The sequence below is a fragment of the Mycetocola zhadangensis genome (genome assembly GCF_003668565.1).
Lineage (GTDB): Bacteria > Actinomycetota > Actinomycetes > Actinomycetales > Microbacteriaceae > Mycetocola_A > Mycetocola_A zhadangensis.
Genome location: NZ_RCWJ01000002.1, coordinates 244,427 through 270,231 on the forward strand (window position 1 = coordinate 244,427; position 25,805 = coordinate 270,231).

The window sequence follows — 25,805 nt, forward strand, 5'->3', positions numbered from 1 at the left end:
GTGACTGGTGTCTATCGACGTGAAATGCCGCGCCACTAGGCTGGGGGCGCCGACCACCGGCCGACGAGGAGTGTCATGGAATTGCTAGGAATTGTTCTGAGCCCGATCATCGTGGCGGTGGTGGCGGGTGTCATCCTGCTGATCATCATCATCATGTTCATTCAGGGTCGCTACAAAATCGCACAGCCCGACGAGGCGATCATCGTCACCGGGCGTCGTGCACGGAAGTCGGTTGGCGCGGACGGGCGCACGATCACCGATCTGACCGGCCAGAAGGTGGTGCAGGGTGGTGGTGTTTTCGTCATCCCGTTCCTGCAGAAGCAGTTCTCGATGTCGCTGCGCTCCCGCGCGATCGGCATCCAGGTGGTTGCGCAGACCCGCAACGGAGTGACGATCCGGATCGAGGCCGTCGCCGTTGTGAAGGTTGGCGACAGTGACTCCGCGATTCGTTCGGCCGCCCAGCGGTTCCTCGGGCAGGACCAGCACATCGAACCGTTCACCCAGGAGGTGCTGTCTGGTTCGCTGCGTTCGTCGATCGGTAACCTCACGGTTGAGGAGATCATTCGCGACCGGGCCGGGCTCGCCGAGCAGGTCATCGAGGCGGCACGCACCTCGTTGCTCAACCAGGGGCTCGACGTCGACACGTTCCAGATCAAGGAAATCGCCGACGACAAGGGTTACATCACCGACCTTGGGCGCCCGGAGCAGGCGCGCGTGCGCCAGGCCGCCGAGATTGCCGAGTCGGTTTCTGCTCGAGCATCGGAGCAGGCCCGCATTGAGGCAGCCGAGGCGATCGCCGACGCGAACCGTGAACTGTCGCTGAAGAACGCGTCGATCAAGAGTGAGACCGACAAGGCGCTCGCCGAAGCCGAGGCAGCAAAGCCACTCGCCGAGGCCTTCGCGCAGCAGGGCATTCTGCAGCAGCGGGAGATCACGGCGCAGCGCGAGACGGCACTGCGTGAGCAGCAGCTCAACGCGGACGTGCGCAAGACGGCCGATGCTGAGTCGTACCGCATTCGCCAGATCGCCGAGGCGCACGCCGCGCAGGTGGTGGCCGAGGCTAAGGCAGACCGTGACCGTCGTATCGCCGAGGCAGAGGCAACTCGCGCCGAGGGTGAGGCCGAGGCGGCCGCGATTTTCGCGAAGGGTGAGGCCGAGGCACGGGCGACCGAGCTGCGTGTTGCCGCGCTTCGCGACGAGTCCGAGGCGCTGCTACAGCAGCGAGCCATCGAGATTCTCCCGGAGATCGCCAAGCAGCTGGCGGCGCCGTACGGTGCCATCGACAACCTCACGGTCATCTCGACCGACGGAGCATCGCACCTGTCGAAGCAGGTCGTCGGAAACGTCACCGAGGTCACCCAGCTGCTCAAGGATTCGACCGGCATCGACCTGGCGAGCCTGCTCAGCGGATTCGCGGGCGGCGCGGCGAGCGGACACGCTGTCGCGAAGGCGCCGACCTACGGAACGCGCACCAGTGTGCACGCCGACGGTTCAGCGAACGAAACCGAAGCAGCACCGGCACACCAGGGCGAGCCAGTCGCCGCCGAGTAGCTCAAGCCCTCCGTACACGGAGATCGGCCCCGGAGAAGGACAGAAGCAGTACATTCCGTCCTTTCCCGGGGCCTTTTTCCGTGGGAGCCGGGGGTTCCTCATGTAGTGCGCCGTGGCATCCGCTCTGTAGTTCTGTATTCCCGAGCGCGGGCGGCTCAGACGGCGAGAAGAGGTAGGAACCAGCCCAGCGCGACGAGGGTCAGGAAGCCGAAGATAATCCAGACGTTGCCGCGACCCCGACGCAACCGACGGCCTTTCATGGCAACACCGGGCGGACGCGAGGGCGGTGGTGTCCCCACCGATGTAGCCACGGGGGTGTCGGCCGGAACGGCGGAAGGTTCGAGCAATCTCTCGTCGCGCCAGCGTGTCCACTGGTCGACCTTGCTCTGCAGCGCCGAAACCGTGCCGAAGAGCCAGGCCCACATCTCGGGGTTGACGGTCGAGATGCCCGGCCCGGTGTAGAGGAAGAGGGTGTTGTCCACGATCTCGACGTCGAAGAGGGCGGCGGTGTCGGCGAACCGCGCCATGATGTCTGGGGAGAAGAGGTAGAGAGCGTCGCGTTCGTATCCCTCGGGGCAATACAGCTCGAAGTATCGATCGAAATCGCCCTCGAGCGAGAGTCGCTGTTGGGCCCCAAACGAGGTCGGCAGGTTCGTGCCGAGAATGGAGTTGTTGGCGACGGCGTCGAGCACGATGTGCGGGAGCGCTGTGCCGAGTTCGATCGCGATGTATCCCCAGCGGAAGGTCGTCGATCGCTTTCCGCGGCGCACCACGTACTGGTGGTGGCCGTACTCGACGTGCGGTGACGTCACCGTGCGAAGGGCGTCGGTGGTGATGCGATCACCACCGATCGAGAAAATCATTCCCGGAAGCGAAGGATTGGCGACCCGGGACTGGTAGGTCATGGAGTTCGCGGCAGCGAAGCGGTCGAGTCGGTAGCGAATTTCCCGGTCACGCCGCACTTGGCGACGCACTCGAGAAATGATGAGCACGGTTGCCGCGATCATGCCGCCGAACACAACCGGGACGATCACCGGACCCGCAGGAAGGCGGGCCAGGTCGGTGAACAGCATGACGACCGGAATGAGACCGAACGGGACCAGAAGGGCCATAACGACCCACACGATCACGTCACCAGCGGTGCGCGGGCGGCTCGCTTTGTGCGCCTGGTGGTGCTCGTGAACTCGTCGTGCGTCGACCGGTTCGGTCAGCGGGGTCGGGTCGAAAGCCAGACCGGGTCTGAGGGAAGAAATGCTCACCCATCCACGCTATCGAAACGCCGGTGGTCGCCGGCGCGCGGCGATCACGTTCGCAATTCAGTCAGTCCGGGGCGAATCGGGACGATTTCGGCGCCATGTTGTTCGAAATACGTCGGAGTTCCTGAATTGCGAACCCGAGGGAAGATTCAGTTGGGAACGACGATGAGTTTGCCGCGCACGTGGCCGCGTTCGAGCTCCTCGTAGGCCTCTGCTGCACGCTCGAGGGGGTAAATGCCGCTGATCGGGAGTTCCAGTTCGCCTTTCGCGAGCAGGTCGGCTACAAGGGTGAGGTCGTCGTTGGTCGCCTGCGCCCCACCGACGTGCGCCGCTCCGCGGTCGGCGGGCCCGCGGACGGCGATCGTGTTGATTCGCTCGATCGGGATGCCGAGCTCGAGTGCCGCGTCGATCGAGTCTGGTCCGTGGTTGTCGAGGGCGGCGGTGTAGCCCCGAGGTGCGGCATCCCGTAGCCGCTCCACGAGACCGTCGCCGTATGCAACGGGGATCGCACCGAGTGAGCGTACGTAGTCGTGGTTGGACTCGCTCGCTGTACCGACGACCGTCGCCCCTGTGCGCTTCGCGAGTTGAACGGCGAGCCCACCGACGCCACCGGCGGCGGCGCTGACCAGGACCGTGTCAGCATCCGTCAACGAAAGCGACTCGACAGTCGCCCACGCGGTGCGCCCGACGACGGGAAGCGCTGCGGCCTGCTCGAAACTGAGGTTCGTGGGTTTATGAACGAGAGTGGCGTTCTCGGTGGTGACCAGAAAGTCGGCCATCGCGAGGTTGCGTGCGCCACCGAGAACCTCGTCACCGACGGCGAAGCGGGTGACGCCCTCGCCGACCTGCTCAACCACACCCGAAAAGTCATTCGCGACGCCGGTCGGTGGTTTTGCGCCGTAGGTTTCCGCGGCCGGTCCGCGAAAGATCTTGACGTCGACCGGGTTGAGACCGATGGCGCGAACCCGCACCAGAATCTCGCCTGGGCCAGCGGTCGGCTTGTCGACCGAAAGAAGCGTCAGGACCTCAGGCCCACCAAACTCGGAGTACGAAAGAAATCGAGGCATGAGTCCTGCTTTCTGAGCGGTGATCGAGCGTTACCTCAGGTCTACCCGACGGATGTCCGTATTGTTCCCATGGCTGACAATATTTCGCTCGCGCCGAGGGAAGGTGGCAGCCAGAATGGTGCGGTGACTTCCACCACTCTTGACCTTGTTGCCCTTCAGCAGCGCACAATGCGCGTGCTCGTCGCTGGCCAGATCCTCGGCGGGCTCGGCATCGGTGCGACGCTCTCGATTGGCTCGGTGCTCGCCGCGGAGGTGAGCGGGTCAGAGGCGTGGGCCGGGTCGGCGGCGACCATGAGCACGCTCGGTGCTGCCGCTGTCGCGATCCCGCTCGGCAGGCTCACCCGCCGGTATGGCCGCCGCGTCTCGCTCGCCCTCGGCACGAGTATCGCCCTGCTCGGCGCCATCGTCACAGTCTTCGCGGCCGCCATCGACGTCTTCCCGCTGCTGCTCGTCGGTTTCGCGATGCTCGGCTCCGGTGCGGCCGTTGGGCTGCAGTCCCGCTTTGCAGCGACCGATGTCGCCGATCCGCGCCACCGTGGTCGTGACCTCTCGATTGTGGTCTGGTCGGCCACGATCGGTTCGGTGGTCGGGCCTAACCTGTTCGGTCCAGGCGAGGTGATAGCGACCTGGTTACGGATGCCACCCCTCACCGGATCCTTCGTGGTCGCGATCGCGGCCCAACTCGCGGCCGTCTGCGTTTATGCGTTCGCACTTCGGCCTGACCCGTACCTGGTCAGCCAGTCGATCGCCGCCCCGGCGGAAGCGGCGGTCGGTGTGAACAACACGGTGAGTGAAGACGCAGACGCCCAGCGCAACCGCTCGCTCGTGATCATCACCATCGGGATCCTCGGGCTCAGCCACGCCACCATGATCGCGGTCATGTCGATGACGCCGGTGCACCTCGTGCACCACGGCACCTCCCTCGCCGGGGTCGGGCTGACGCTGAGCCTGCACATCGCCGGCATGTTCGCCCTCTCCCCCGTGTTCGGCTGGCTCAGCGACCGCTACGGCCGGTATCGGATCATCCTCACCGGGCAGGCCCTGTTCGCGGTCTCTCTCGTAATTGTCGCGTTCGGTGAGCAGTCCATGACCTGGGTGACGGTTGGCCTCATCTTCCTCGGCCTCGGCTGGAGCGCGTCGACGGTGTCGGCATCCGCTCTGCTTGGTGACCTCGTCACGGGATCGGCGCGACCGATCATTCAGGCGCGCAGCGACCTCGTGATGAACCTTGCCGGGGCGCTCGGCGGCGCAGCGGCCGGACCGGCGCTCGCCCTTCTCGGCTACCCGGGGCTCGCGGCGTCGGCCGGAGTGCTCGTTGCCATTGTGGTGATCGCGGTGACCGTGGTCGCTGTTCCCACCTCTCGAGCTCGCACCGCCTGACGCCAGGTAACTTTTCCTTGACACCAAGTCAAAGTTTCTTTACATTGAAGAATGTAAGGTTTTCTTTACATGATCGAGGAGCAGCGGATGTCATCCGAAGAGAAAAGCGCATGGGTCATGCTGGTCGTATCGCTGGCTGGCTACGCGACGTATCTGGTCATCGTGGCCGCACAGGCGGCATCCGTTTCACTGATGGAAACCGCGTGGGTGACCGCGATGCTGTGGACGATCGGTGGCGGGATTGTCGCCGGGATGCTGCTGAACATCGTTCTCGGGATTTTCTCGCCGAAGGATGCGGGCAGGAAAGACCAGCGTGACCGCGAGATCACCCGCTTCGGTGACTCGATCGGGCAGTCCTTTGTGATCATCGGCGGTGTTGCGGCGCTGATCCTTGCGATGCTCGAGGCGCCGTACTTCTGGATCGCGAACGTGATCTACCTCGCGTTCGTGCTGTCGGCGTTTTTGGGCTCGATCGCCCGCGTCATCGCCTACCGTCGAGGGCTGCCGACATGGTGAGGTCGAAGGCTGCGACGCGGGTGACGAACGACATCCGCCGGCTGAGATTTCTTCATGGTGAGATGACACAGGCCGAACTGGCCGACCGCATCGGGGTCACCCGACAGACGATCATCGCCATTGAGCAGGGTCGCTATTCGCCGTCGCTTGAGATGGCATTCGAAATCGCCGGTGTTTTCAGGGTGCCGCTCGACGATGTCTTCTCTTATTCGGCGCCCGTCATCACTGAGGAGTGATCATGAAGGCTGTCGTGCAACACAAATATGGGGAGCGCGATGTGTTCCGCATTGAGAACGTTCAAGCGCCCGAGGTGGGTGATCACGACGTCGTGGTTCGGGTGAAGGCCGCTGGCGTTGACGCTGGCGTCTGGCACACGATGGCAGGCAAACCGTACCTGTTGCGGCTGTTCGGCTTTGGGTTGCGTGCGCCGAAGCAGAGAATTCCGGGGCGGGATGTTGCCGGCACCGTTTCGCGGGTCGGCGCGGGCGTGACGCGGTTCGTCGTCGGTGACGAGGTGTTCGGCACGACCCTGAAGGGCAGCTATGCCGAATTTACGCAAACTCCCGAGACTCGGCTCACGCAGAAGCCCTCGAACATCTCGTTCGAGCAGGCCGCGGCGGCGTCGGTGTCTGGATGTACGGCGATGCACGGTGTGCGTGATGCCGGGGGTTTGAAGGCTGGTCAGAAAGTGCTCGTACTCGGAGCTGGCGGTGGAGTTGGTTCGTTCGCCGTGCAGATCGCGGTGGCGATGGGTGCGACCGTGACCGGGGTGTGCAGCACAAACAAGGTTGAGTTCGTCTCGTCCCTGGGCGCAACACGGGTGATCGACCGGAGCCGCGAGGACTTCGCGGCGGGGAGTGACCGGTACGACCTGATCATCGACACGGCAGGGCACACGTCGCTGGGCCGGTTGCGCCGGGTGTTGACGAAGCGCGGCACGCTGGTGATCGTCGGCGGAGAGGGTGGCGGTCCGCTGCTCGGCGGATTCGGTCGGTCGCTTCGGGCACCACTCGTTTCACTCTTCGGAAGCCAGAAACTTCGAGGGCTGATGTCTGGCGAAGACCTGCCCACACTCGAAGCGCTGCGCGACCTGATCGGGGCGGGCAATGTTGTGCCGCCCGTCGATCGAACGTTTCCGCTTGAGCAGGCCGGCAAGGCAGTCGAGTACCTGCACGATGGTCGTCCGGTCGGCAAGGTTGTCGTCACGGTCTGAGAGCCGCGCATTCTCCGGGCGTGATTCCTATTCCGATGTCGACGTAATATGACGGTGATCAGGCTGAGTACCGTGTGGTGACTATCGGTTCGTCACATGGGAGGCTAGCCGAGAGGCCCGTGAAACCATTGAGGCCATGATCTCAACGCTTCCGATTCTCGACTTCTCCCGACTGGACGCTGGTGCCGACGAGGCAGCTGCGTTCCGCGTCGATTTGCTTCGCGCGACACACGAGGTGGGATTCTTCTACCTCGTCGGGCACGGTGTCGACCGGCAGCTGATCGACGACCTGCTCGATGTGTCGCGTCGGTTCTTCGCTCTGCCGACCGAGGAGAAGCTGAAGCTCGAGAACGTGCACAGCCCGCAGTTCCGCGGGTACACCCGGGTCGGTGGTGAGCTCACTCACGGCGACGTCGACTGGCGTGAGCAGATTGACATTGGACCCGAACGGGATGCCGTGAAGCAAGCCGAGGGGACGGCCGACTATTGGCGGCTGGAGGGTCCAAACCACTGGCCCGAGTTCCTGCCGGAACTGCAGGAGACCGCGGAGCGCTGGAACGACGAGCTCAGCCGCGTCTCGCTCCGGCTGCTCCGCGCCTGGGCGCTGGCGCTCGGAGCCCCCGAGGACTCCTTCGACGAGGCCTTCGCTGAGAAGCCGTTCTCTCTCACCAAGATCGTGCGATACCCGGGTGAGTCTGACACCGAGCGCAAGCAGGGCGTTGGTGCTCATCGGGACGGTGGGGTGCTTACCTTGCTTCTGGTCGAGCCGGGCAAGGAGGGTCTGCAGGTCGAACACGAAGGCGAGTGGATCGATGCACCCTCCATTCCGGGCGCGTTTGTCGTCAACATCGGCGAGATGCTTGAGCTCGCCACTGGCGGTTACCTGAAGGCGACGTTGCACCGGGTGTTCTCACCGCCGGTCGGTTCGGACCGCATCTCTGTACCGTTCTTCTTCAACCCGGCCCTCGACACGGTGATGCCGCGGCTGGAACTGAGCCCGGAGCTTGCCGCTGCGGCTCGAGGGCTGTCGGTCGACCCGACCAACAGCCCGATCCTCGACACGTACGGAGACAACGCGCTGCGCTACCGGTTGCGCGCTCACCCCAACGTGGCGGAGATCCACCACAGTGATCTGTTGACGTAGGGGTGCTACCGAGCCGAGCCGATGTAACGGTCGTCGATACCGTTCTCGGTGCTCGTGCCGATGAGAGACCCGGACGCTTTCACTCCGTCGAGGAAGCCCCGTCCGTCGAGGACGGTCCACTTTCCTCGAGACCCAAATTCGCCGAATACCGCGGAGAGGTGTACGTCGACCCCACCCTCCCCGCCAGCGCAGGTGAACTCCTTCACTCCTGTGTAGACCCCTCCCCACGATGTGAAGTGCGTCGTGCTTCGACCCTCGGTCACGGTGCCGGTCTCGCACCCGGGGATATTCCCTTCGAACGAGCTCACCTCTGAACCGAAGACGGTGTGAACGACGACGTCAACCGACGTGCGCACCGGTGCTGCCTCGGCCGGTGCGACCGCGCCGACCGCTAAAAGCGTGCCGAGTGCGATGCCCGTGGCGCCGGCTCGCGCTAGTGATTTTTTGAACATTGTGTTGCCCCAAACTCGGACAGTCTGCCCGATGGGTCGCACAGTACTCCCTACGGCGGTGTGCCTCCATCCCACTTCGAACACGGTGGCAGGCGGGTGCGACGGGGACGCGACGAGCGTATGTAGGCGGTTTACTCGAGCGGTCAGAGGTCTCCCAGGATGTCTTCCCGAGCGGCGGCATACTCTTCGAGGGTGATCTCACGCGAGGCGCGGCGGATCCCTAATTCATGCAGACGTTCGGCCGGTGTTCCAGCCTCCGGCTGTGCTCCATCCACACCCGGCGGGTGCGGCGGCGCACTGGGTTTGGCTTCGGAGCGGTTCCGCACCGTCAACGGCACGAGAATGATGACGACCACGATGAGGACGACGGCGGCCAGGGTTATGAGGACCTATAGGAAGTCGAGGATGAGGTTCACGGAAGCCTCCGGTCGGGAGGCTACAAGCTTGGCAACTCGCCGGGTCGGCGTCAATAAACGCTTAGCGTCCCGCGCCATCGGCTGTCGCTCCCGCACGACGGAGGCAGGCGCGGAAGGCCCGCACAAAGGCGGATGCCCCGTCGAACACGGCGTCTGCGCCGTAACCGTCAGTAAGTGCGAGCACCTGTGCCGCGGTGTCGCTGCCGTCGAGGAAGGTCACCTCTGCGCCGTGTCCGCGCTCAATCTCGAGTTCTGTTCAACTCGAGTCGATCGCGAACCCTGTCGGCGGCCCTTGAATGGAGATGGGGCGGCGTTAGTGCGCTGAGCAATTCCGTGGGGAGCAAGTCGACCAGTTGGACAGGGTGATCACGCCGCGCAACCGAACCGCCATGTCGGCGCCTTAGCCCTCCGTGGTTTTCAGCCACCAACACGGCGAGATGGCCGATGATGCGGCCCAGTGTGCCCGCCTCCTATCGAATGGACCTATTCTTATGCAGGTTGATCATCGTCAATGCGGGATATTTGGGTCAGCACTTGAATCATCAAAGGAGATAAATGAGCAGTGGTGAGTTCTTGAACTCTGACGACGCGACGGATTCGGCTGTCGACGATGAGACTGAAGCCGACGATCTAGGTCTATTCGAGACGGCAGCGTCCAGTTTGCCGTATTTCGGGGCAGACTTTGACGTTGCAGGCCTTGTCCGGCGTCTTGAAGACGAGGACATCCTTGTTCCCCGTTTTGACCCGGACGAGTCCGAAGATCTGACAATTGAAGGTTTCCAACGCCAGCGTGTATGGACGGCGCCGCGCATGGAGAAATTTATCGAATCCCTCCTTTTGGGCTGGCCAGTTCCGAGTATCTTCCTGGTCGTCGAGCCCGATGGACGTTATCTCGTCTTGGATGGGCAACAGCGGCTCACCACTTTGCAGAATTTTTACAGCGGCACTCATCTGGACGGGCGTCCTTTCGTTCTTACCGAAGTCGCTGAGCATCTTCAAAATGCGACTTACGCCACTCTCTCCAAGGAAAGCCAACGGCGCTTAAATAACACGTTCATCCAGGCCGTGGTAATCGAGCCTGCTGGCGAGGATGGACGGGATGCGGTTTACCGCTTATTCGGCCGACTCAACAGTGGAGGAGTTTCACTTACGGCGCAGGAGATTCGAGTGGCGCTTTATCGTGGCCCTTTAGTCGAGTTCATCCGCGATTTGAACCACGACCCATCATGGCGGCACCTCTTCGGGGCGCCCCACAAGAAGTTGAAGGACCACGAGCTAATACTGCGCGCCCTTTCTATGTCTGACGTGATTGGAAAAGTAGCGGAGCGGTGGGAGGATGACGACCTGCGATTGACGGCGTACAAGCCGCCGATGGCGCAGTTCCTGAACCATTTCCTTGAGACTCATGGTGATCTAGCTAGTTTGGCCCCCAATGTAGCCGAGGCCTTCGGCGCTAGTTGTCGACTTCTGGTCGATGCTGGCGGTCGCGATGGACTCAAATTCGCTGGGCGTCTCAACGCGGCTCACATCGATGCGTTGTTAGGTGCGCTGATCTCCGCCCATTTGAATGGCAACGCAGTCACCGCCACGCAAGTCAAGACGGCGGTCGCGGCGTTGAGGAATGACCCACAGTACGTGGACTGGGTGTCGCGCAGCACGTCTCACCGTGACAGCGTGTTCGGGAGGCTGCGTACCGCCTACGAATCGTTGAAGGTCTAAAGTGTCCGCGACCACTATCGCGCACAAGGACGCTTTCGCACTATGGTCCCGGCTTCAATCCGAATTCGACAGATACCACGCTGCTATTTCATTCATCCCAACCAACCAGCTCAAACTGCAAGACGACCTACGACGCTATCTATGCCTGCGTTGCGCGGGTTTCTTAGAGAAGCTCGTTCACGAATGCGTTACCCAATACTTGGAGACCAAGGCTGGCGGTCCCGGACTCGAGTTCGCCAGGTCGTTTTTTTCGAAGGCTCCGAACTTGAACTCGGAGGCTTTTGTCAAACTGATGGGTAGGTTCGGCGAAGACCATGCCGCTCGTTTTGAGGAATTCTTAACCAAGCCGCTGCGAGATAGTCTCAATGACCTTTCGTCTGTGCGGAATGCGATCGCGCACGGCGCGGTCACGGGCGGTCAGAAGCTTGACCCAGAGAGGTATAGAAAGCTGTGCGAAGCCGTCTACGTTTGGATGACAAGTGAACTGCTTTCGCCGCCAGCTGTATCGACAGTCTTTCCGGCGGGGTCGCTAAAAACGTGATCCCGCGGCAAGAACTCGAGGTTGGTGCCTGGCTATCTCGTTGAGAGCGGCGGAGCTTCAGCTTGGGAGTGGCATAAGTGTGTTGATACTCCGGCCCACCGCCCCGCCTTGTCGGTGGCGCAACGTAGGCTGTTCATATGAGCTCAAATCAACTTTCCGCGATCGAGATTTGCGCTGGCGCTGGCGGCCAATCATCCGGTTTGGAGTTGGCCGGATTCGGGCATGAGCTGGCCCTTGAGATCGACGTGGACGCCGCGCAGACTCTTCGACGGAACCGCCCGAAATGGAACGTTGTAACCGACGACGTTCGCAACCTCAATGGCACGGATTATCGTGGCATAGATCTTTTGGCCGGTGGTGTACCGTGCCCTCCGTTCAGCTTGGCTGGTAAACAACTGGGTGCGGACGACGAGAGGGATCTGTTTCCTGAGGCTCTCCGATTGGTTCGAGAGGCGAAGCCCAAAGCCGTAATGCTCGAGAATGTGAAGGGGCTCGCCTCGGCGCGCTTTGCGCCGTATCGCGCCCAGATCCTTGATGAGCTTGAGCACCTGGGTTATGAGTCGAGCTGGCAGCTTCTGTTCTCGTCCGAGTTCGGCGTGCCGCAGTTGAGACCGCGGTTCATCTTGGTCGCACTCAAGCGTTCCAAAATGAAAAAGTTTGAATGGCCGCGCCCCGTGACCGCAATGTCGACTGTTGGCGACGTGCTCAAACCGCTAATGGGGGCGAACGGTTGGAGTGGAACCGAGCGGTGGGCGCAAAACGCCAATGGGATCGCTCCAACAGTTGTTGGTGGATCGAAGAAGCATGGCGGTGCAGATCTAGGGCCGACTCGTGCGAAAGCCGCATGGCTCGCTCTCGGTGTCGATGGTAAGGGCATCGTGGACGAAGCTCCAACAGTCGACATGCCGGAGACGCATATCCCACGCCTCACAAACCCGATGGTCGCCAGAATCCAGGGATTCGAGCCCGACTGGCAATTTGAGGGTCGTAAGACTTCGGTATATCGCCAAATCGGAAACGCATTCCCCCCTCCGGTGGCTTGCGGAGTCGGAGCTGCTATAGCCGCTGCGCTCGGCTCGAAACAGGCGGCTACGGAACCGGCCATTCTTCGCGCGGCTGGGTAGTCGAGTTAACGAACTTAGGCTTTGTTGCTCAACATCGTAAGCGTTGGGGCGGGCACCTCGATTAGTTCCGAGGGCAGGGCAGCTCTCCACCAGGCGCCATCAAGCATCACAGAGTTGCGGTCATCACGCGTAGCCGGGACAACTCGAACGCTAACGAGTTCACCTGGTTCCGGGATTGTGATATTCAGGGCCCGCGCGACAGCCACTTGCGCCGCGTAGTCCCCTCCTAGCACTAGGTAGCCCTCCGGTTGCAGTTTCTCGCGCGCACCCCCATTGGCGCGGACTCTCTTCATGAAGTCATCTTGTTGCGCCACTGTCGCGATGATAGAGCGCGACAGGCGACGGTTAATCGCAACGCGAAAAAGTTCGTTGATCCGCTGTTGCCCGCTTGAGGAAGCAAATATGCGCTTGACGTCGGCTGGTGACAGCTGAGCCAAAACATTCGGTTGCATCGGCGCGTTACGATGCAACCAGGTGACGTTGCTACGGCCCACCGAGTTGAGGCCGGTCTTCTTGTCGCGATTCTCGCTTAGTCTCCGGTTGGCAAGCGTCGCCCGGACTACACCCAGGCTCCATTGCGACTGGAGGTCGTCCGCTTGGGCCACGAGGATCAGCTGCTCGAAGCTTTCAGGCGGCAGCATCCACGCGCCCGTATGGGAATACTTGCAGTCAACCTCGTGACCCGCGATCCGAAAATCGAGCACGTCCCCGTCGACAAACTCGAACTCTCGTTGGAGGTTGATTTCTATCAGAGTTCCGAAGTGGGTCTTCTCTGTTTTGAAGAGTTGATCCACCTTGAATCGACCCGTTCTTTGCCCGTCATAAAGCTGGTCGAAGGTTCGACGAAATACCTTGGCGGCCCGAGTGCCGTCTGGGTCCAGTCGCTTCATTTCCGCGACTACTGCGGTGAGGGCGTGGTCGTTCTCGGGGGCGCCCGGGTAGTCGAATAAGGTCATGAGATCAGAATAGGGAACTGTAGACCTGGCGGTCGCAGCTTGGGGAAGCAGGCGCCTACTACGCCGGTCGATCGCTGCCATGGCATGGATGGTCGTTGTCGCGGCCTCACTACGCGACTCACTTTTCACAACCGGAGAACCTTCCACTCGGCCGATTCGAGCGTGAGCGCGCTCAGCGGTTGCATCTACATCCCGCACACTGGGGCTGCTGTTGCGTCTGCTCAATCGGTAGCGTCATGAATGACGACGAAACAGGGGAAGATGTCAGACGAATTGCGCAAGCGCCGGTATTCCCATGCCGACTCAGCTCCTGAAGTATCAAGAGTGCCTATGCTCCATGCCGACGGTCTCCACGATCGTGTGAGCGTTTTCGACTGATGCTTGAATTGCGAGATTACTTGCAGCTTTCCCGTTCTGCGGCGGAGGCTCAGTGGCGGGAGGTGCTCCAACGATCTTCTGTTCCCGCCGGTGCCCGCCAGGTCGATTTCGCACCAATCGAAACGCTGTTGTGCTTCGGACTTGGTCTGATCGGGCATCGAAGTAAACGCGGGAACATCAACATCAGCGAACGGGACCCGGTCGCACTGAAACTTGCGAGCTTGGTGAAGCGGACTCCTGCCAGCCTCGCGGCTAAGCTCGCCAATTTGGACGGACGTCGGCCGAATTCCGCCCGACACGAGCGCGCGCTGTGGGTAGCCCTGACGAACGATCTGTTTCATTTTGGTCATCTCTATGCGACTGTCATCGACGCGGCGCGCCTCGTCGGTATCGATGAGAATCAGTTGCCAGACTTCCTTGATCTTCCAGACACGCCTTTGCACGCAGTTGTGGAGGCCGATCGCATTTCAACCGATGAGTTGAGGGACTCGATTGAGGATGAGATACGCGACTGGATGAACCTGAATCCCGGCGTGGATACCGTGGAAACCGAACGGGCGATGTTGGGCAGCGCACGTGTGGGCCAGCAGCAATTTGCGCGGAAGGTTCTGTCGAACGCCGGTTTCGCGTGTGTCTTTTGCGGGCTCAGCTTCAAAGCAATGGGCCTGCCCTCCGCGCGGATGCTGGTCGCTAGCCACATAAAGCCCTGGAAAAACAGTATCGGCTCAGAGCGGATCGATCCCTTGAACGGGCTTGCGGCTTGTCCTACGCATGATGCGGCATTCGACGCTTTCTTGATCACAGTCTTGCCAGACCTCTCAGTTGTGGTGACAAGGGAATTGAAAAAAGCGATCGCTGGCGATGCTGCCATTGAGAGAAATTTCGGTCAGGAGGGCCTCGTCCGATCGTTGCGAATCCGGGCTCGTGAGCTGGCGCCAGGCGAAAGGTATTTATCGTGGCATCGAAAGATAAGTCTGGGGCGTGAGGTTGCGTAGCCAGCCGGAAGGCAAGCCTCCGGCATCAAACTCGAGATATGCGTCTGCAGCATCCCCTCCACCGAGGAAAAAGCCTGAATTCCATGTTCCTGACCTTCCGACCGTCGAGAGCGTCGTCGTCAACCTTGTCATCGTCGTAGTGATTTGCTTTGCCGTACTGCATCCGGCGCCCTGGGTACTGCCTACGTTGGGCGGCGTGGCGCTCTCCCGAGTGGCGACGAGTCTTTCGATTCTTGCCATCGTTCCGCCGCTGGTGCCCTTGGCCAGCAAGAGCCACCTGCTGGCGCGAGTCGCTTGGTTGGGGAAGGTCGTCCGTGGTGCCGCGTTGTTCTGTATTTCGTCGTTCACCGGCGCGATCGTTGGTTTGCAAATGCAGGCTCAGACATCTAAGTCGATGCAAGAAGTTGTCGAGTTGTTGTCTTGGGTCATCGCGACCACTGCTTACGTCGGCATCATGGTTCTGGCGTTGTGGCTAGCCGTTGACGTGTGGGGACTCGGTGGTCGCAGCGGGCGAGAGGCTGCTGGCAGAGCGATCGCATTCGTTGTGGGTGGTCACGCCGGTGATTGGCTTATGCAAGGACGCATCACAAACTGGTTTGTTGCCGTGGCTTCCCCCCTGTGGACAGCAGTCACCATCTGGGTGTTCGCTACCCAAACGCTCTGGCCGACGTTAGAGTCAGGCCCGTTGACCTTTCATTAGGCACTCCGCCTCATCGGTTTGGAGAACGAATCACGCTCAAGAATTGAGCGTGAGACCCGTGGGCGCAATCAATTGCGGCCTTGAAAGTCTGACGAAGTATCGGCGACCACCGCCTATGAGGACGAGTTGATCGACACTCGCACGTTCAGCTGGTACACGCGGAGCAAGCGCACGCTCGAGAGTGCAGAGGTGCGATCCATAGTGGAGAACTCGGTCGGTCTGCATGTCTTCGTGAAGAAGAATGACGCCGAGCGCACGGGCTTCTACTCCCTCGGCAGGGCACGCTCAAGCGAGGCCATGCAGACAACGATGAGCGGCGAAAAGGGGAGCGTTGTCCCGGTAGTTCGGATGCTCCTGAGCTTCGAAAAGCCCATCGAGGCCGCACTGTTCGATTACTTTCACACCGACTTGACTGACTAGTTCCGGCAGCTTGGCAGTAATTGGAGACATGACTCGTAGGCCGACGTGAGCGCGAAGGTGTGCCACGCGACGGGTAGATGGTGCTAGCGGGAGCCGCCGATCCAATCCCGGATTCTCAGCGCCCGCAGCGTGACCCAGCGGCTCGGCCCGGCCTCCTTCTCCAGCTCGAAATGCACCCTGCCGGGGTGTGACAGCTCGAGTAGCCACCGGTCGTCGGGTCCACGCTTGCTCTCGACCAGGTCGATCGCCTCGGCGAGACGCAGGTCCGGCGCGTCGCCCGTCCGCCGGAAGTAGTCGAGACCCCTCAGGACGTCGTAAAACCAGCGGGTGGGGAAGGAGAAGCGGGCGAAATCGGGATCCGCGATTTGTCCTGTCGACAGGCGGCGGAGCATCCGTCGTTCGAGGAGATATTCCTCCGCTCGCCGTCTCGCCGCAGTAACGTCGGCGGATGGCCCGTGCGTCTGTTCGTGCTGCAATAGCCCGTCGAGGACGCAGATCGTGGTGTGGAATGACGAGCGGGTGGAGCCGCGCTCAGCCTCGCAGTTCCAACCTCCGTCGTCGAGTTGTTCACCGAGGAGCCGGTCGACCAGAGACCGCACATTTTCGCCGAAGTAGTTGCCGAGCGCGACGACCATTCCGTTGACGCATGGTTCGATCTCGCCGTCAAAGTAGTTCTCGCCGGCGTGATCCCATTTGACCTGCTCGCGAACGAGGGTGATCGCGGTGCGGGCTTCGGCGCTCGCCGGATCGAGGCCCAGCTCGCGGAGGAGGACGAGTGTGTGGTGCGTGGCAGTCCACGGCTGTCCGGGAGCGTCCGGGTCGCGCTGCTCGGCTGGGTCATAAACGCCGCCGTCCCACAGCCCATCTGGCGTTTGTAGGGCGAGGAGTTGCGCCCCCCATCCCTCGGTTGCGACCTTCGCTCGCTCGGCGGCAACCACCTCGGCCGGCTCGTGGAGCAGGTCGCGCATCACCTGCCAGCGGATCGAGGGATCGGAGTCGAGCAGCCAGTCCGTGACGGTCATGACCGGAATCCTAGGGCGCTGTTTCGGCAGGTGAAAGGGGCGACCTGAGCGTGGCCGCACACAAGGCTTCCGTACACGCCGACCCGCTGACAGACTCGGGCCGTGCCCATTTTTACAGACATGCCCGAGCTATTCCCGCTCATGCGTGGGGGCGGTGCGTTCCTGGTGGCGATCGGGCTCGGCATCCTCGTCGGGGCATTCGGCGGACGCAAGTGGCGCATCGTCTGGCTGATCGCAGGTGCCGCCCTTGGTGTGCTGATCATGGCCGTTGGTGGTGCGACCCGGCTGATCTTCGACGAAGGCGTGCGCCCGCCGATATGGCAGTGGATCGTGCTTGGCATTGCATTTCTCGTCGAGGGCTACCTCGTTAGCGTCGTCGTGCGGAAGTTCCTTGACATGGACTCGCGCCCGTTCTGGATGTGGATGCTCTTTATCGTCGGCGCACACTTCCTGATCCTCGGCCTCAGTCATGGCCCGATCTGCGCCGTTCTTGCGATTGTCTGCATGGTCAATGCTTGGATCGGGTTGAGGACAACGAGCGTCGACCTCCGTGTGTTCTGGGCGGTCGACGGCGTGCTCAAGATCCTTGGTGGCGCGCTCATGATCGCCGTGAGCTACAGCTAGCCATGGCTTCGGAGGAAGGGAACCGAGTGGACAAGTACGACGTCAAGACCGCGCATAAGGCGCTGTATGCGCCGTCATCCAAGGACTTTTCGGTCGTGGACGTGCCCGAGCTGCAGTACCTCGCGATCGACGGACACGGCGACCCCAACACCTCGCCCGAGTACACGGAAGCACTCGAAACCCTGTATCCCGTGGCCTACTCGCTCAAGTTCGAGAGTAAGAAGGCGCTCGGTCGGGACTTCGTTGTCGGACCGCTCGAAGGGCTGTGGCGAGCTGACGATATGACCGCGTTCACCCGGCGTGAGAAGGACACCTGGGACTGGACCATGCTGATTAACCAACCAGAGTGGATCACCGTCGACATGGTCGAGCGTGCCGTCGCGAATGTGAAAGCGAAGAAGGGCGTTCCGGGCGCCGAGCGCGTGCGGCTCCTCACGTTGAACGAGGGCACCACGGTGCAGATTCTCCACGTGGGTTCCTACGACGATGAGGCCCCGACGCTGCACAGGCTTCACCACGAATATATGCCTGCACACCGGTTGGCGTTCAACGGTGACCACCACGAGATCTACCTGAGCGACCCGCGCCGCACCGCCCCCGCCAAGCTCAAAACAGTGTTGCGACAGCCCGTCCGACCGCTGTGACGAGCGCCACGGCTCGAGACATCAGGACGACGCTGGCGGCCGGTCGGACCAGGTGTTCTGCGCAGTCTCACGCCTGGTGTTGGCAACGGGGTCGCTGGTGCCACTCTCGATCGGTACGTTCGGGATAGCCTCGAGACCTTCGAGCAGCTCGTCGAGGATGGCCTCTGGCTCGTTCTCGTCATCGAGCGAATCGTCGAGCAGTGTTCCGATGAACTGAATCGATTCGTCGAACTCTTCATCAGTGCCGCGCCAGGCGTCGGTTTCATTGAGGAACTCGAGGAAGTGCATGAACACGTCGAGGGCTGGTCCCTCGAGCTCGCTGAGTTCCTCGTCGTCCGCGACCATTCCGAGCACGGTATCGAGCACGTCGACGGTGGGGTGGCTCAGTGAGAGTCCGCGGTCGGCGGCCAATTGGAAGAGGACACCAGCGAGGATTTTGAATGCATCGGGCTCGGGATGCTCGTCGTATTCGACGGCGTGCTTGCGGTACCAGGTGGTGAATTTCAGCAGGAGAGCGGTATCCGCGGTTGACGGTGAGCCGACCAGGTTGAGGTGGCTGCGGCGGGCGGGATGTCCGGTGCGATTCGCGGGCTTCTTCTTCTTCGACATGGCATCCGTTCGTCGGCGAGCGATTCAGGGTGTGGTTCGCTCCCCACGATAGCGAGCCGCTTTGAGCACGACCAAGGATGGGTCGGCGACCGGGGATTTGCTGTTTCGTGCCCCGTGGCATCCGCTCGCCGTGAGATCCCGACGTTTCCTGTGCCGCGTGGTTCACTACAAGCTGATCGATGAACGGGAGACGTCGTGACGAATCTGCACATACCGGCGGTGCGGCGCAATCGCGTGAGCGTGGTCGCACTCGTCTTCGCCGGGATTGCTCTGTTGTTCGCGGTGGTGCCGAAGCTTTCGGGCTTCACCTTCCTGTTCGCGATCACCGCGATGGTGCTGGCGATTATCGGCATCGCTCAGCGCCAGACGGGTCGGTGGATGGCGACGATCGCGCTGATCGTCGGCATACTCGCGCTGCCGATTTCGACGGTTGTGTTCTGGTCGAATGTTCTCGAGAACGCCGATGACCCCTGGCACAAGGTTCCAGGGGGTCGGGAGGGACTCTAACGTTCGAGGGTCAGGACGTTTGCGGCGAGACCGTGGGAGGCAACGGCGAGCCGAGAGTCGTTCGTCCACAGCTCGTCACAGCCCGAGAGCTGGGCGGCCGCGAGATGGAGGGCATCCGGCGTGCGCAGGTTATGCCTCGCGCGCAGTTCGGCTGCCCGGAAGAACTCGTTCTCCGTGAGTGGAAGGCGCCGGAATTGGGCGAGGAACGCGACGTAGTGGTCGCGGAGCTCCAGGTCATCGTTTCGCAGCGGGCCTACGAGCAGTTCCAAGGTGACGAGAGGGCTGACCGCAAACGTCACATCGGGGCGCGCGGCGATGCGTGCGCGAACGATGTCGCCTCGAGGCCCTGTATCTTCCAGCGCGTATACGAGGATGCAGGTATCGAGGTAGATCACTCCCACGCCTCGCGTTCGAGAAGGATCTGCTCATCCAGGTCCGCAGTGTTTCGACGAATCCTGTCGGGAAGAGTGTGCTCGTTCAACCACGAGGTGAGAGCAGCACCGGTGTGGGCGTTGGCTTCATCAGGGATCGCCGTGAGACGGGCCACCGGCTTGCCGCGCTTCGCGATCACCACATCTTCGCCCCGCTCGGCCGCCGATACGAGCTTCGAGAGACTGTTGCGCGCGTCGAGGATGTTGACAGTTTCCATACTGATCGCCTCGCGTTCCAAGATGGCTAGGTTATCTAGCCAGAATACCCAGCGATGTGCGCGTGCGGAAGAACTCGGCGTTGTCATTTCGTGAGGCTAACCTCGCGCCGATCGCAGAGAACAGAGTGGCCCAGTCCTGTGGATAACTCTTGCGTGAACGCATCCGAGCCGAGAAGATCAAGTGGATCTGTGCCGGGCAGAATTGGCAGACTTGGGTCGGCAAAAAACTTTTGGCGCAGTGTCGATCTGACGCAACGCCGTTCGACGTTTGTGTAGAGGGCGCAATCGGCGCCCACAACTCAAGGAGAAACTCTCATGAAGTACATGTTGATCATGCGGTCGTCGCAGAAGGCATTCGAGGCGTACAAGGACATTCCGTTCGAGCAGGTGCTCGAGCAGATGGGTAACTACAACGAGCAACTCATCAATGCTGGAGTGATGCTCTCCGGCGAGGGGCTCGCCGAAGACATGACCGATAACTTCGTCGTCGATTTCGAGGGCGACACCCCTGCCGTGACCGACGGTCCATACGGTGAGCTCCACGAGCTGTTCAACGGTTTCTGGATCATCGAGGTCGCCTCGAAGGAAGAGGCCGTCGAATGGGCAAGCCGGTGCCCGCTCGGTCCAGGCGCCAGGCTCGAGGTGCGTCGGGTCACGGACATGAGCGACTTCGCCGAGTACGCCGACACCCCGGCCATGCAGAAGGAAGCCGTCTGGCGGGCCGAGGGCTTCTAGCCCGTCGGTCTGCTGAGGTTTGTCATGGCTGACGTGAAGCGCACCCTCGATGCACTCTGGCGCATCGAGGGTGCGAAGATCGTCGCCACCCTGGCCCGCATGACCGGCGATCTCGGGTTCGCCGAGGACCTCGCGCACGAGGCCGTCGTCGACGCACTGGCCCAGTGGCCCGAGTCCGGGGTGCCACGCAACGGTGCAGCCTGGCTCACCGCCGTCGCCAAACGCAAGGCGATCGACAGCTGGCGACGCCGCGAGCGGCTCGACGAACGCTATCGCGCGCTGGCTCAGGATCTGGAAGACGCCGCCGATGGCGAAGGAATGGCAGCGGATGTCTGGGAGCCGATTGACGACGACGTCTTGCGTCTGGTCTTCACCGCGTGCCACCCCGTGCTCAGTCGTGAGGGACAGATCGCGCTGACACTGCGGATTGTTGGAGGCCTCACCACCGAGGAGATCGCGCGGATGTTCCTCGTTCCGGTCGCGACCATCCAGCAGAGGATTGTGCGGGCGAAGAAGACCCTCGCTGCGGCGCATGTTCCGTTCGAGGTGCCGGAACCCAGCGAGTGGAAACCGCGCCTGTCCGCAGTGCTCGGCGTGGTCTACCTCATCTTCACCGAGGGCTACGCGGCCACATCGGGAGAGAGGTGGTTTCGTGCTGAGCCGGCGAACGAGGCGCTGCGGCTCGGCCGAGTGCTCGCTGGCCTCGTGCCGAAAGAGCCCGAGGCGCACGCGCTCGTCGCGCTAATGGAGTTTCAGGCGTCCCGGTTTGCTGCCCGGGTGGACAAGGACGGTGCGCCTATTCTGCTGGCTGACCAGGACAGGAGCCGCTGGGATCGAGCGCAGATCGGCAGGGGTCGCGCTGCCCTTGCGCGAGCGGACGAACTCGGTCGCGGCCGGGCCAGCTATGCCCTGCAGGCGGCGATCGCTGAGTGCCACGCGACAGCGCCGAGTGTGAGGGACACCAACTGGGATCGAATCGTGCTGCTGTACGAGGCGCTTGGCCGGGTCGCTCCCAACCCGGTCGTTGAACTGAATCGAGCCGCGGCAGTCTCGATGGCGACCGGACCGGCATCCGCTCTTCGTATTGTGAACAGCCTCGTCGACGCGGGCAGTCTGCGCGGGTCCTACCTGGTGCCGAGCGTGCGCGGCGAGTTGCTGGCGCAACTCGGCCGGGTCGAGGAGGCGCGCTCGGAGTTCGCAACAGCTGCGGCCCTGACGCCGAACTCGCGACAACGGGACGTGTTGATCGCGAAGGCCGCCGCGCTCTGAACGAAGACGAGGCCGAGCACCGTGGGTGCTCGGCCTCGTCGAATCGTGATTGTTACTGTGCGGCGAAGAAGAACGAGTCGCCCCAGAAGAGGGCCTCAACCGTCCATGCACCGTTTGCGGCGTCAGCCGTCGGGATGGCGACAACGATGTTGCCGGTGCCGCTGGCGCCCGGGTACAGCTCGTTGATCTCCATGAACGTCGGTGCGGGAGCAACGACCAGGCTGTCCGCTTCGTCGTGAGTGGTGCCCGCGGCCGAGACGAATGCGAGGTTCAGGTCGATCCACGGCGTACCGGTGTCGGTTCCGACGTAGGTCACCGTGACCGGGAGGACCGCGTACTGGAAGCCCTCCGGGGCGGGCTCGTTGAACTGGTTGGCTTCGGCGACAGCTGCTGTCGCGTCCAGGATCGGAGCACCGAGGGTCACTTCGTACTCGGGTGTTCCAGCATCGGTAATTTCGACGGTGGTGCCGATCGGCGCCGGGTTCTCGCGGGTTCCAACCTCTGCTGACGCGTCGGTTGCGACGTCATCCCGTGGACCGACTGCGGCTTCTTCCTCTTCTTTTTGCTCGCTGGTCTGCGGCGTCGAATCCTCGACGGCGGCGACGAACCCTGCGGTGTACGCGAATGCGAGTACAACAGACAGGATCAGGGCAACGACCGACACGATCAAACCGGCGATGGCGAGCTTCTTGGGCTTGTTCTTGCGAACCACTGCAATGATGCCCAGGATGATGCCGACAACTGCCAGGAAGCCGGAAACGAAGTTGATGAGAGGGATAAAAGCGCCGATCAAGGCGACAATGCCGACGATCAGAGCTGCAACGCCGAGGCCGTTACCTGGCTTGGCGGGTGGTGCGCTCGGCGGGTACTGCATGCCGGGGGCGGGAGGGGTCGGTGCTCCGTACGGCGATCCCAAAGTGTCGGGGGCGGGCGGAACTGGCTGTGCGCTGTAAGGCTGCTGCGTTTCGGACATAATTCGATTCTCCATTGCACTCAGCGTTCCCCCAGCCTGATTGCCCGTTGTCGCTACCCCGTCTTAGGGTGACACTCGATTGACGTCGTCCCGTTGGCGTCGCTTCTGCCATGCGAGGCAATCCCCAGTTGGTCGGTCGAGAACCATGGCACTCACGAATGCGCATGGCTAGCCTTGGGGCCATGCCGACGACGCGCGGACTTGAACGACTCATCTTCTTCACGGATGCGGTCGTCGCCATCGCGATAACGCTACTGATCCTGCCGCTGGTGGATGCGGCATCCGTTCACAGCGATACCGAAAAAACCGCGGCCCATTTTTTCACCGAGGAATGGCCCCAGGTTCTCGCTTTTCTCATCAGTTTCGCCGTGATTGCGCGGCTGTGGGTAGCGCATCACACGCTCTTCGAGCACGTCGCGTCGTACAACGGGCGCGTCATCTTTCTCAGCCTGGCCTGGGTGTTCACGATCGTTGTGCTGCCGTTGCCGACGGCGATGTCGGCTGAGTTCGACACCGAAAAGCTGACCATCGTGTTTTACCTAGGCACCATGCTTGTGAGCAGTTTGTTGCTGACGCTGTTGTCGCTCACGGTTCGGGGGAACTCCCAGCTGGAAGCGTCGGAGAATCCGATCGACCCGCGCGGGGTTCGCGGCACCGCAGTGATGACTATCCTGTTCGGGATTGCGCTCGTCGTTGCTGTGCTCGTGCCGGGCGTGAATTATCTCGCGCTCTTGCTCCTGGTCCTCGCGGGGCCGATCGAGCGGGTGCTTGGTCGGCGTGCTGCGCGGGTGACGTGATGGGAGTTACGTCAGGCGTGAGCTGAAGCGGAGCAGGTAACCGTCGGGATCCTGGACGAGGAACTGCCTGACCCCCGTGCTGCCCGTTGCAGTTCGGTAATGCTTTGTCTCGGGAGCCAGAAAGAGAGGCCAGTTGGCCTCGTCGAGTGTGGACACGATGTCGTCGATGGCGTCAACCGAGATCTCGAAGTTGACTCCCCGTCCGAAAGGCCGTTGGAGCGTTCCGGTCACCCAGTCTCGGCCCTGTCCTATCTGGTCGAGCATGAAGTGGGCGGAACCACGGTGCACAAGGGCGAATCCCTCTTCAGGACGCTCATAGAGAACCTCGAAGCCACACAAGCCCGACCAGAAGGCAAGACTGGCACTGAGATCGGATATGAGGAGCTCCGGTACAACAGATGGGAGCGGGGCGTCCGCTTTCTGGCTCATGATCTCAGTATGAGCGCCCGAGCCGAATCAGGCGGAATAGAGATTGAGGCCCGCCGCTTAGCCTCGGAGTTTCGTCGTCGCCCGGACACAGCGGTCTCGTCCCGCGATTGTGCGACTTCGCAACCCGGTCATCCTCTCGATGCGACGTCGGTAGGCTGGCGAACACCATGCTGAGCTACCCGAGATCCCACACCGAAGGCGGTCGTGACCGCACGATTGCCGAGCCGCACACCGATCTCGAGGACGAGTTCCGCGTCGACGTTGAACGCATCCGGTTCTCTCCCTACTTCTCGCGGCTGTCCGCCGTCACGCAGGTGATCCCGCAGGCCGGTTCAGGCACCGTCGTACACAACCGTCTCACTCACTCGCTCAAAGTGTCTGCCGTTGCCCGCTCGATCGCCGTGAGCTTCCGTGACGCATCCGACGAGGTGCGCCGCACCATCGAGGACCTCGGCGGATGTGACCCCGTGGTCGTTCAGGCCGCAGCAGCGGCGCACGACCTCGGGCACCCGCCGTTCGGTCACCTCGGCGAGCAGGTGCTCGACCGTGCGGCCCGCACCAAGCTGGGCCTGCCTGACGGCTTCGAGGGCAACGCCCAGACCTTCCGCATCCTCACCGCACTCGACAGCAGCGACGCGACCCCGCGCGGCCTCAATCTCACCAAAGCCGTGCGAGCCGCTGTGCTCAAGTACCCGTGGACTCGCAACGAGTGGCGCACCATCCCCCCACGTGACGCCGAAGACCTGCCACGTGGTGTTGGCTCAGACTTCTCGACCGGTGCGCAGAAGTTCTCGGCGTACTCGATCGACGCTCGGGAGATGGCAGACGTGCTCGCCGCTTTCCCCGCCATCGGGCGCCACCAGCAAACCCTCGAGTGCTCGGTCATGGACGTCGCAGACGACATCGCGTATTCCGTGCACGACCTTGACGACTTCTACCGCGCTGGGGTTCTGCAGTACACCTCGGTGTCCGCCGAGCTCAACGGCTGGCTCGCTTCCCAGTCGGCGCTCGCCGCGCTCGACGACTCGGAACTCGCCGTTCGCCGCATCCCAGGGCACTCGCTCGAAGCAGCATGGCGACAGGTGCAGGCAAAGGATGCCTGGATTGCCGATGCGGATGCTTTCCGCAACGCGGTCGAACGGGTCACGAGCGATCTCGTTGAGGGTCTCCTGACAATTCCGTACGACGGCGGACTCGAGGCAGACCGCGCGGTTTCCGCATTTACCCGGCGCTGGATCGACCGGCTCAAAGGGTCCATTCGGGTCGAGCGGGAGCCAAACATTCGCAGCGGACACGTGCGGCTGAGCCGGCAGGCCTGGCACGACGTCGTTGTGCTGAAGTTCGTGCACACCCGCTTTGTGCTCGACCGCCCCGACCTCGCCGTGTTCCAGCGCGGCCAGTCCCGCGTGATCGAAGCCCTCGTCGACGGTTTCCACGGCTGGCTTAACGACCCGGCAGACGCCGCCCGTGCCCCACGCCGACTGCTCGACTCGGTCGAAGCGACCACAGACGAATACCGCCGCCTGCGCGACGAAGCACCCGAGTACTTCACCCTGGCAGGGGTGTCGACAGGCGAGTCGGACATCACCCGCCTGGGCCAGGCTCGCGCCGTGATCGATTACATCGCGTCACTCACCGACGCCCAGGCCATTTCGGTGGCGACGCTGATCAGCGGCACCTCAGACAACCTCTGGGAGTCGGGCCGCGGCCTGTAGCCCA

30 protein-coding genes and 1 pseudogene are annotated in these 25,805 nt (G+C 62.3%); 19 read left to right on the forward strand and 12 right to left on the reverse strand.

Going from position 1 to position 25,805, the window contains the following annotated elements; translation table 11 throughout:
• The first annotated feature begins 75 nt into the window (after window positions 1–75).
• Window positions 76–1,551, forward strand: a complete 1,476-nt coding sequence (locus tag D9V28_RS07655; RefSeq protein WP_121659146.1) for a flotillin family protein — start codon at window positions 76–78, stop codon at window positions 1,549–1,551.
• Window positions 1,552–1,706: 155 nt separating this feature from the next.
• Here D9V28_RS07655 and D9V28_RS07660 read toward each other — a convergent pair whose 3' ends face one another.
• Window positions 1,707–2,810 (reverse strand): hypothetical protein, encoded by a 1,104-nt coding sequence (locus D9V28_RS07660; RefSeq protein ID WP_229727902.1) that lies wholly within the window; start codon window positions 2,808–2,810, stop codon window positions 1,707–1,709.
• A 146-nt stretch (window positions 2,811–2,956) separates the two neighbouring features.
• Window positions 2,957–3,874, reverse strand: a complete 918-nt coding sequence (locus tag D9V28_RS07665; protein ID WP_121659147.1) for an NADP-dependent oxidoreductase — start codon at window positions 3,872–3,874, stop codon at window positions 2,957–2,959.
• Between the two features lie 123 nt (window positions 3,875–3,997).
• Between D9V28_RS07665 and D9V28_RS07670 the strand changes: the two genes are divergently transcribed.
• From D9V28_RS07670 to D9V28_RS07690, 5 genes are all read left to right on the forward strand, one after another.
• A complete protein-coding gene (locus tag D9V28_RS07670; protein WP_229727901.1) occupies window positions 3,998–5,254 on the forward strand; it encodes an MFS transporter in 1,257 nt (418 codons plus the stop codon).
• Window positions 5,255–5,341: 87 nt separating this feature from the next.
• Window positions 5,342–5,770, forward strand: a complete 429-nt coding sequence (locus D9V28_RS07675; RefSeq protein ID WP_121659686.1) for a hypothetical protein — start codon at window positions 5,342–5,344, stop codon at window positions 5,768–5,770.
• The gene (locus tag D9V28_RS07680; RefSeq protein WP_121659149.1) at window positions 5,764–6,006 is read left to right on the forward strand and encodes a helix-turn-helix transcriptional regulator; all 243 of its coding nucleotides are present in this window, start codon (window positions 5,764–5,766) and stop codon (window positions 6,004–6,006) included. The genes D9V28_RS07675 and D9V28_RS07680 overlap by 7 nt, the downstream gene beginning before the upstream one ends.
• Before the next feature lie 2 nt (window positions 6,007–6,008).
• Complete coding sequence (locus D9V28_RS07685; RefSeq protein ID WP_121659150.1) at window positions 6,009–6,983, forward strand: NAD(P)-dependent alcohol dehydrogenase; 975 nt, start codon at window positions 6,009–6,011, stop codon at window positions 6,981–6,983.
• A gap of 136 nt (window positions 6,984–7,119) precedes the next feature.
• Window positions 7,120–8,127 (forward strand): isopenicillin N synthase family dioxygenase, encoded by a 1,008-nt coding sequence (locus D9V28_RS07690; protein ID WP_121659151.1) that lies wholly within the window; start codon window positions 7,120–7,122, stop codon window positions 8,125–8,127.
• Window positions 8,128–8,132: 5 nt separating this feature from the next.
• On the opposite strand, the gene D9V28_RS07695 is transcribed toward D9V28_RS07690, so the two are convergent.
• The 3 genes from D9V28_RS07695 to D9V28_RS16080 form a co-directional block, all read right to left on the reverse strand.
• Window positions 8,133–8,579 carry a hypothetical protein gene (locus tag D9V28_RS07695; RefSeq protein ID WP_121659152.1) on the reverse strand — a complete coding sequence of 149 codons (447 nt, stop codon included), beginning with the start codon at window positions 8,577–8,579 and terminating at the stop codon, window positions 8,133–8,135.
• Between the two features lie 143 nt (window positions 8,580–8,722).
• Window positions 8,723–8,935, reverse strand: coding sequence for a hypothetical protein (locus D9V28_RS07700; RefSeq protein WP_121659153.1), 213 nt, complete (start codon window positions 8,933–8,935; stop codon window positions 8,723–8,725).
• 121 nt (window positions 8,936–9,056) lie between these two features.
• Window positions 9,057–9,215 carry a hypothetical protein gene (locus D9V28_RS16080; RefSeq protein WP_183086462.1) on the reverse strand — a complete coding sequence of 53 codons (159 nt, stop codon included), beginning with the start codon at window positions 9,213–9,215 and terminating at the stop codon, window positions 9,057–9,059.
• 335 nt (window positions 9,216–9,550) lie between these two features.
• Between D9V28_RS16080 and D9V28_RS07705 the strand changes: the two genes are divergently transcribed.
• The 3 genes from D9V28_RS07705 to D9V28_RS07715 all read left to right on the forward strand — a co-directional run bounded on the left by D9V28_RS07705 (window position 9,551) and on the right by D9V28_RS07715 (window position 12,379).
• Window positions 9,551–10,714, forward strand: coding sequence for a DUF262 domain-containing protein (locus tag D9V28_RS07705; RefSeq protein ID WP_121659154.1), 1,164 nt, complete (start codon window positions 9,551–9,553; stop codon window positions 10,712–10,714).
• Between the two features lies 1 nt (window position 10,715).
• Complete coding sequence (locus D9V28_RS07710) at window positions 10,716–11,255, forward strand: HEPN domain-containing protein (RefSeq protein WP_183086463.1); 540 nt, start codon at window positions 10,716–10,718, stop codon at window positions 11,253–11,255.
• A gap of 137 nt (window positions 11,256–11,392) precedes the next feature.
• Window positions 11,393–12,379 carry a DNA cytosine methyltransferase gene (locus D9V28_RS07715; protein WP_121659155.1) on the forward strand — a complete coding sequence of 329 codons (987 nt, stop codon included), beginning with the start codon at window positions 11,393–11,395 and terminating at the stop codon, window positions 12,377–12,379.
• 14 nt (window positions 12,380–12,393) lie between these two features.
• Here the strand turns inward: D9V28_RS07715 and D9V28_RS07720 are convergent, their stop codons facing one another.
• Window positions 12,394–13,335, reverse strand: a complete 942-nt coding sequence (locus D9V28_RS07720) for a NaeI family type II restriction endonuclease (protein WP_121659687.1) — start codon at window positions 13,333–13,335, stop codon at window positions 12,394–12,396.
• 377 nt (window positions 13,336–13,712) lie between these two features.
• Here D9V28_RS07720 and D9V28_RS07725 point away from each other — a divergent pair, with 377 nt between their 5' ends.
• From D9V28_RS07725 to D9V28_RS07735, 3 genes and pseudogenes are all read left to right on the forward strand, one after another.
• Window positions 13,713–14,708 (forward strand): HNH endonuclease, encoded by a 996-nt coding sequence (locus D9V28_RS07725; protein WP_121659156.1) that lies wholly within the window; start codon window positions 13,713–13,715, stop codon window positions 14,706–14,708.
• Between the two features lie 196 nt (window positions 14,709–14,904).
• Window positions 14,905–15,408, forward strand: a complete 504-nt coding sequence (locus D9V28_RS07730) for a hypothetical protein (RefSeq protein ID WP_147440940.1) — start codon at window positions 14,905–14,907, stop codon at window positions 15,406–15,408.
• A 96-nt stretch (window positions 15,409–15,504) separates the two neighbouring features.
• A pseudogene (locus tag D9V28_RS07735) lies at window positions 15,505–15,828 on the forward strand (DUF3427 domain-containing protein); the annotation flags it as partial.
• 83 nt (window positions 15,829–15,911) lie between these two features.
• Here D9V28_RS07735 and D9V28_RS07740 read toward each other — a convergent pair.
• The gene (locus D9V28_RS07740; protein ID WP_121659159.1) at window positions 15,912–16,850 is read right to left on the reverse strand and encodes a prenyltransferase/squalene oxidase repeat-containing protein; all 939 of its coding nucleotides are present in this window, start codon (window positions 16,848–16,850) and stop codon (window positions 15,912–15,914) included.
• Window positions 16,851–16,952: 102 nt separating this feature from the next.
• Between D9V28_RS07740 and D9V28_RS07745 the strand changes: the two genes are divergently transcribed.
• Window positions 16,953–17,474, forward strand: a complete 522-nt coding sequence (locus D9V28_RS07745) for a DUF6609 family protein (RefSeq protein ID WP_147440941.1) — start codon at window positions 16,953–16,955, stop codon at window positions 17,472–17,474.
• A gap of 26 nt (window positions 17,475–17,500) precedes the next feature.
• The gene (locus D9V28_RS07750) at window positions 17,501–18,118 is read left to right on the forward strand and encodes a GyrI-like domain-containing protein (protein WP_121659161.1); all 618 of its coding nucleotides are present in this window, start codon (window positions 17,501–17,503) and stop codon (window positions 18,116–18,118) included.
• A 21-nt stretch (window positions 18,119–18,139) separates the two neighbouring features.
• Here the strand turns inward: D9V28_RS07750 and D9V28_RS07755 are convergent, their stop codons facing one another.
• A complete protein-coding gene (locus tag D9V28_RS07755) occupies window positions 18,140–18,727 on the reverse strand; it encodes a hypothetical protein (protein WP_121659162.1) in 588 nt (195 codons plus the stop codon).
• A 195-nt stretch (window positions 18,728–18,922) separates the two neighbouring features.
• Here D9V28_RS07755 and D9V28_RS07760 point away from each other — a divergent pair, with 195 nt between their 5' ends.
• Window positions 18,923–19,234 (forward strand): hypothetical protein, encoded by a 312-nt coding sequence (locus tag D9V28_RS07760; protein ID WP_121659163.1) that lies wholly within the window; start codon window positions 18,923–18,925, stop codon window positions 19,232–19,234.
• On the opposite strand, the gene D9V28_RS07765 is transcribed toward D9V28_RS07760, so the two are convergent.
• The gene (locus D9V28_RS07765; protein ID WP_183086464.1) at window positions 19,231–19,629 is read right to left on the reverse strand and encodes a type II toxin-antitoxin system VapC family toxin; all 399 of its coding nucleotides are present in this window, start codon (window positions 19,627–19,629) and stop codon (window positions 19,231–19,233) included. The two genes, D9V28_RS07760 and D9V28_RS07765, sit on opposite strands and share 4 nt — an antisense overlap.
• Window positions 19,626–19,883, reverse strand: a complete 258-nt coding sequence (locus D9V28_RS07770) for a type II toxin-antitoxin system Phd/YefM family antitoxin (protein WP_121659165.1) — start codon at window positions 19,881–19,883, stop codon at window positions 19,626–19,628. The genes D9V28_RS07765 and D9V28_RS07770 overlap by 4 nt, the downstream gene beginning before the upstream one ends.
• A 315-nt stretch (window positions 19,884–20,198) precedes the next feature.
• On the opposite strand from D9V28_RS07770, the gene D9V28_RS07775 reads away from it, so the two are divergent.
• Both D9V28_RS07775 and D9V28_RS07780 read left to right on the forward strand, forming a co-directional pair.
• Window positions 20,199–20,618 (forward strand): YciI family protein, encoded by a 420-nt coding sequence (locus D9V28_RS07775; RefSeq protein WP_121659166.1) that lies wholly within the window; start codon window positions 20,199–20,201, stop codon window positions 20,616–20,618.
• Window positions 20,619–20,642: 24 nt separating this feature from the next.
• On the forward strand, window positions 20,643–21,887 hold the full coding sequence (locus D9V28_RS07780; protein ID WP_121659167.1) for an RNA polymerase sigma factor: 1,245 nt from the start codon (window positions 20,643–20,645) through the stop codon (window positions 21,885–21,887).
• A gap of 52 nt (window positions 21,888–21,939) precedes the next feature.
• Here the strand turns inward: D9V28_RS07780 and D9V28_RS07785 are convergent, their stop codons facing one another.
• The gene (locus tag D9V28_RS07785; protein ID WP_147440942.1) at window positions 21,940–22,860 is read right to left on the reverse strand and encodes a DUF4190 domain-containing protein; all 921 of its coding nucleotides are present in this window, start codon (window positions 22,858–22,860) and stop codon (window positions 21,940–21,942) included.
• Between the two features lie 182 nt (window positions 22,861–23,042).
• Here D9V28_RS07785 and D9V28_RS07790 point away from each other — a divergent pair, with 182 nt between their 5' ends.
• Window positions 23,043–23,657 (forward strand): TMEM175 family protein, encoded by a 615-nt coding sequence (locus tag D9V28_RS07790; RefSeq protein WP_183086465.1) that lies wholly within the window; start codon window positions 23,043–23,045, stop codon window positions 23,655–23,657.
• A gap of 6 nt (window positions 23,658–23,663) precedes the next feature.
• Here the strand turns inward: D9V28_RS07790 and D9V28_RS07795 are convergent, their stop codons facing one another.
• Window positions 23,664–24,086: a bleomycin resistance protein gene (locus D9V28_RS07795; RefSeq protein WP_121659170.1), complete on the reverse strand. Its 423-nt coding sequence runs from the start codon at window positions 24,084–24,086 to the stop codon at window positions 23,664–23,666.
• Window positions 24,087–24,253: 167 nt separating this feature from the next.
• Here D9V28_RS07795 and D9V28_RS07800 point away from each other — a divergent pair, with 167 nt between their 5' ends.
• Complete coding sequence (locus tag D9V28_RS07800; RefSeq protein WP_121659171.1) at window positions 24,254–25,801, forward strand: deoxyguanosinetriphosphate triphosphohydrolase family protein; 1,548 nt, start codon at window positions 24,254–24,256, stop codon at window positions 25,799–25,801.
• The last annotated feature ends 4 nt before the right edge of the window (window positions 25,802–25,805 follow it).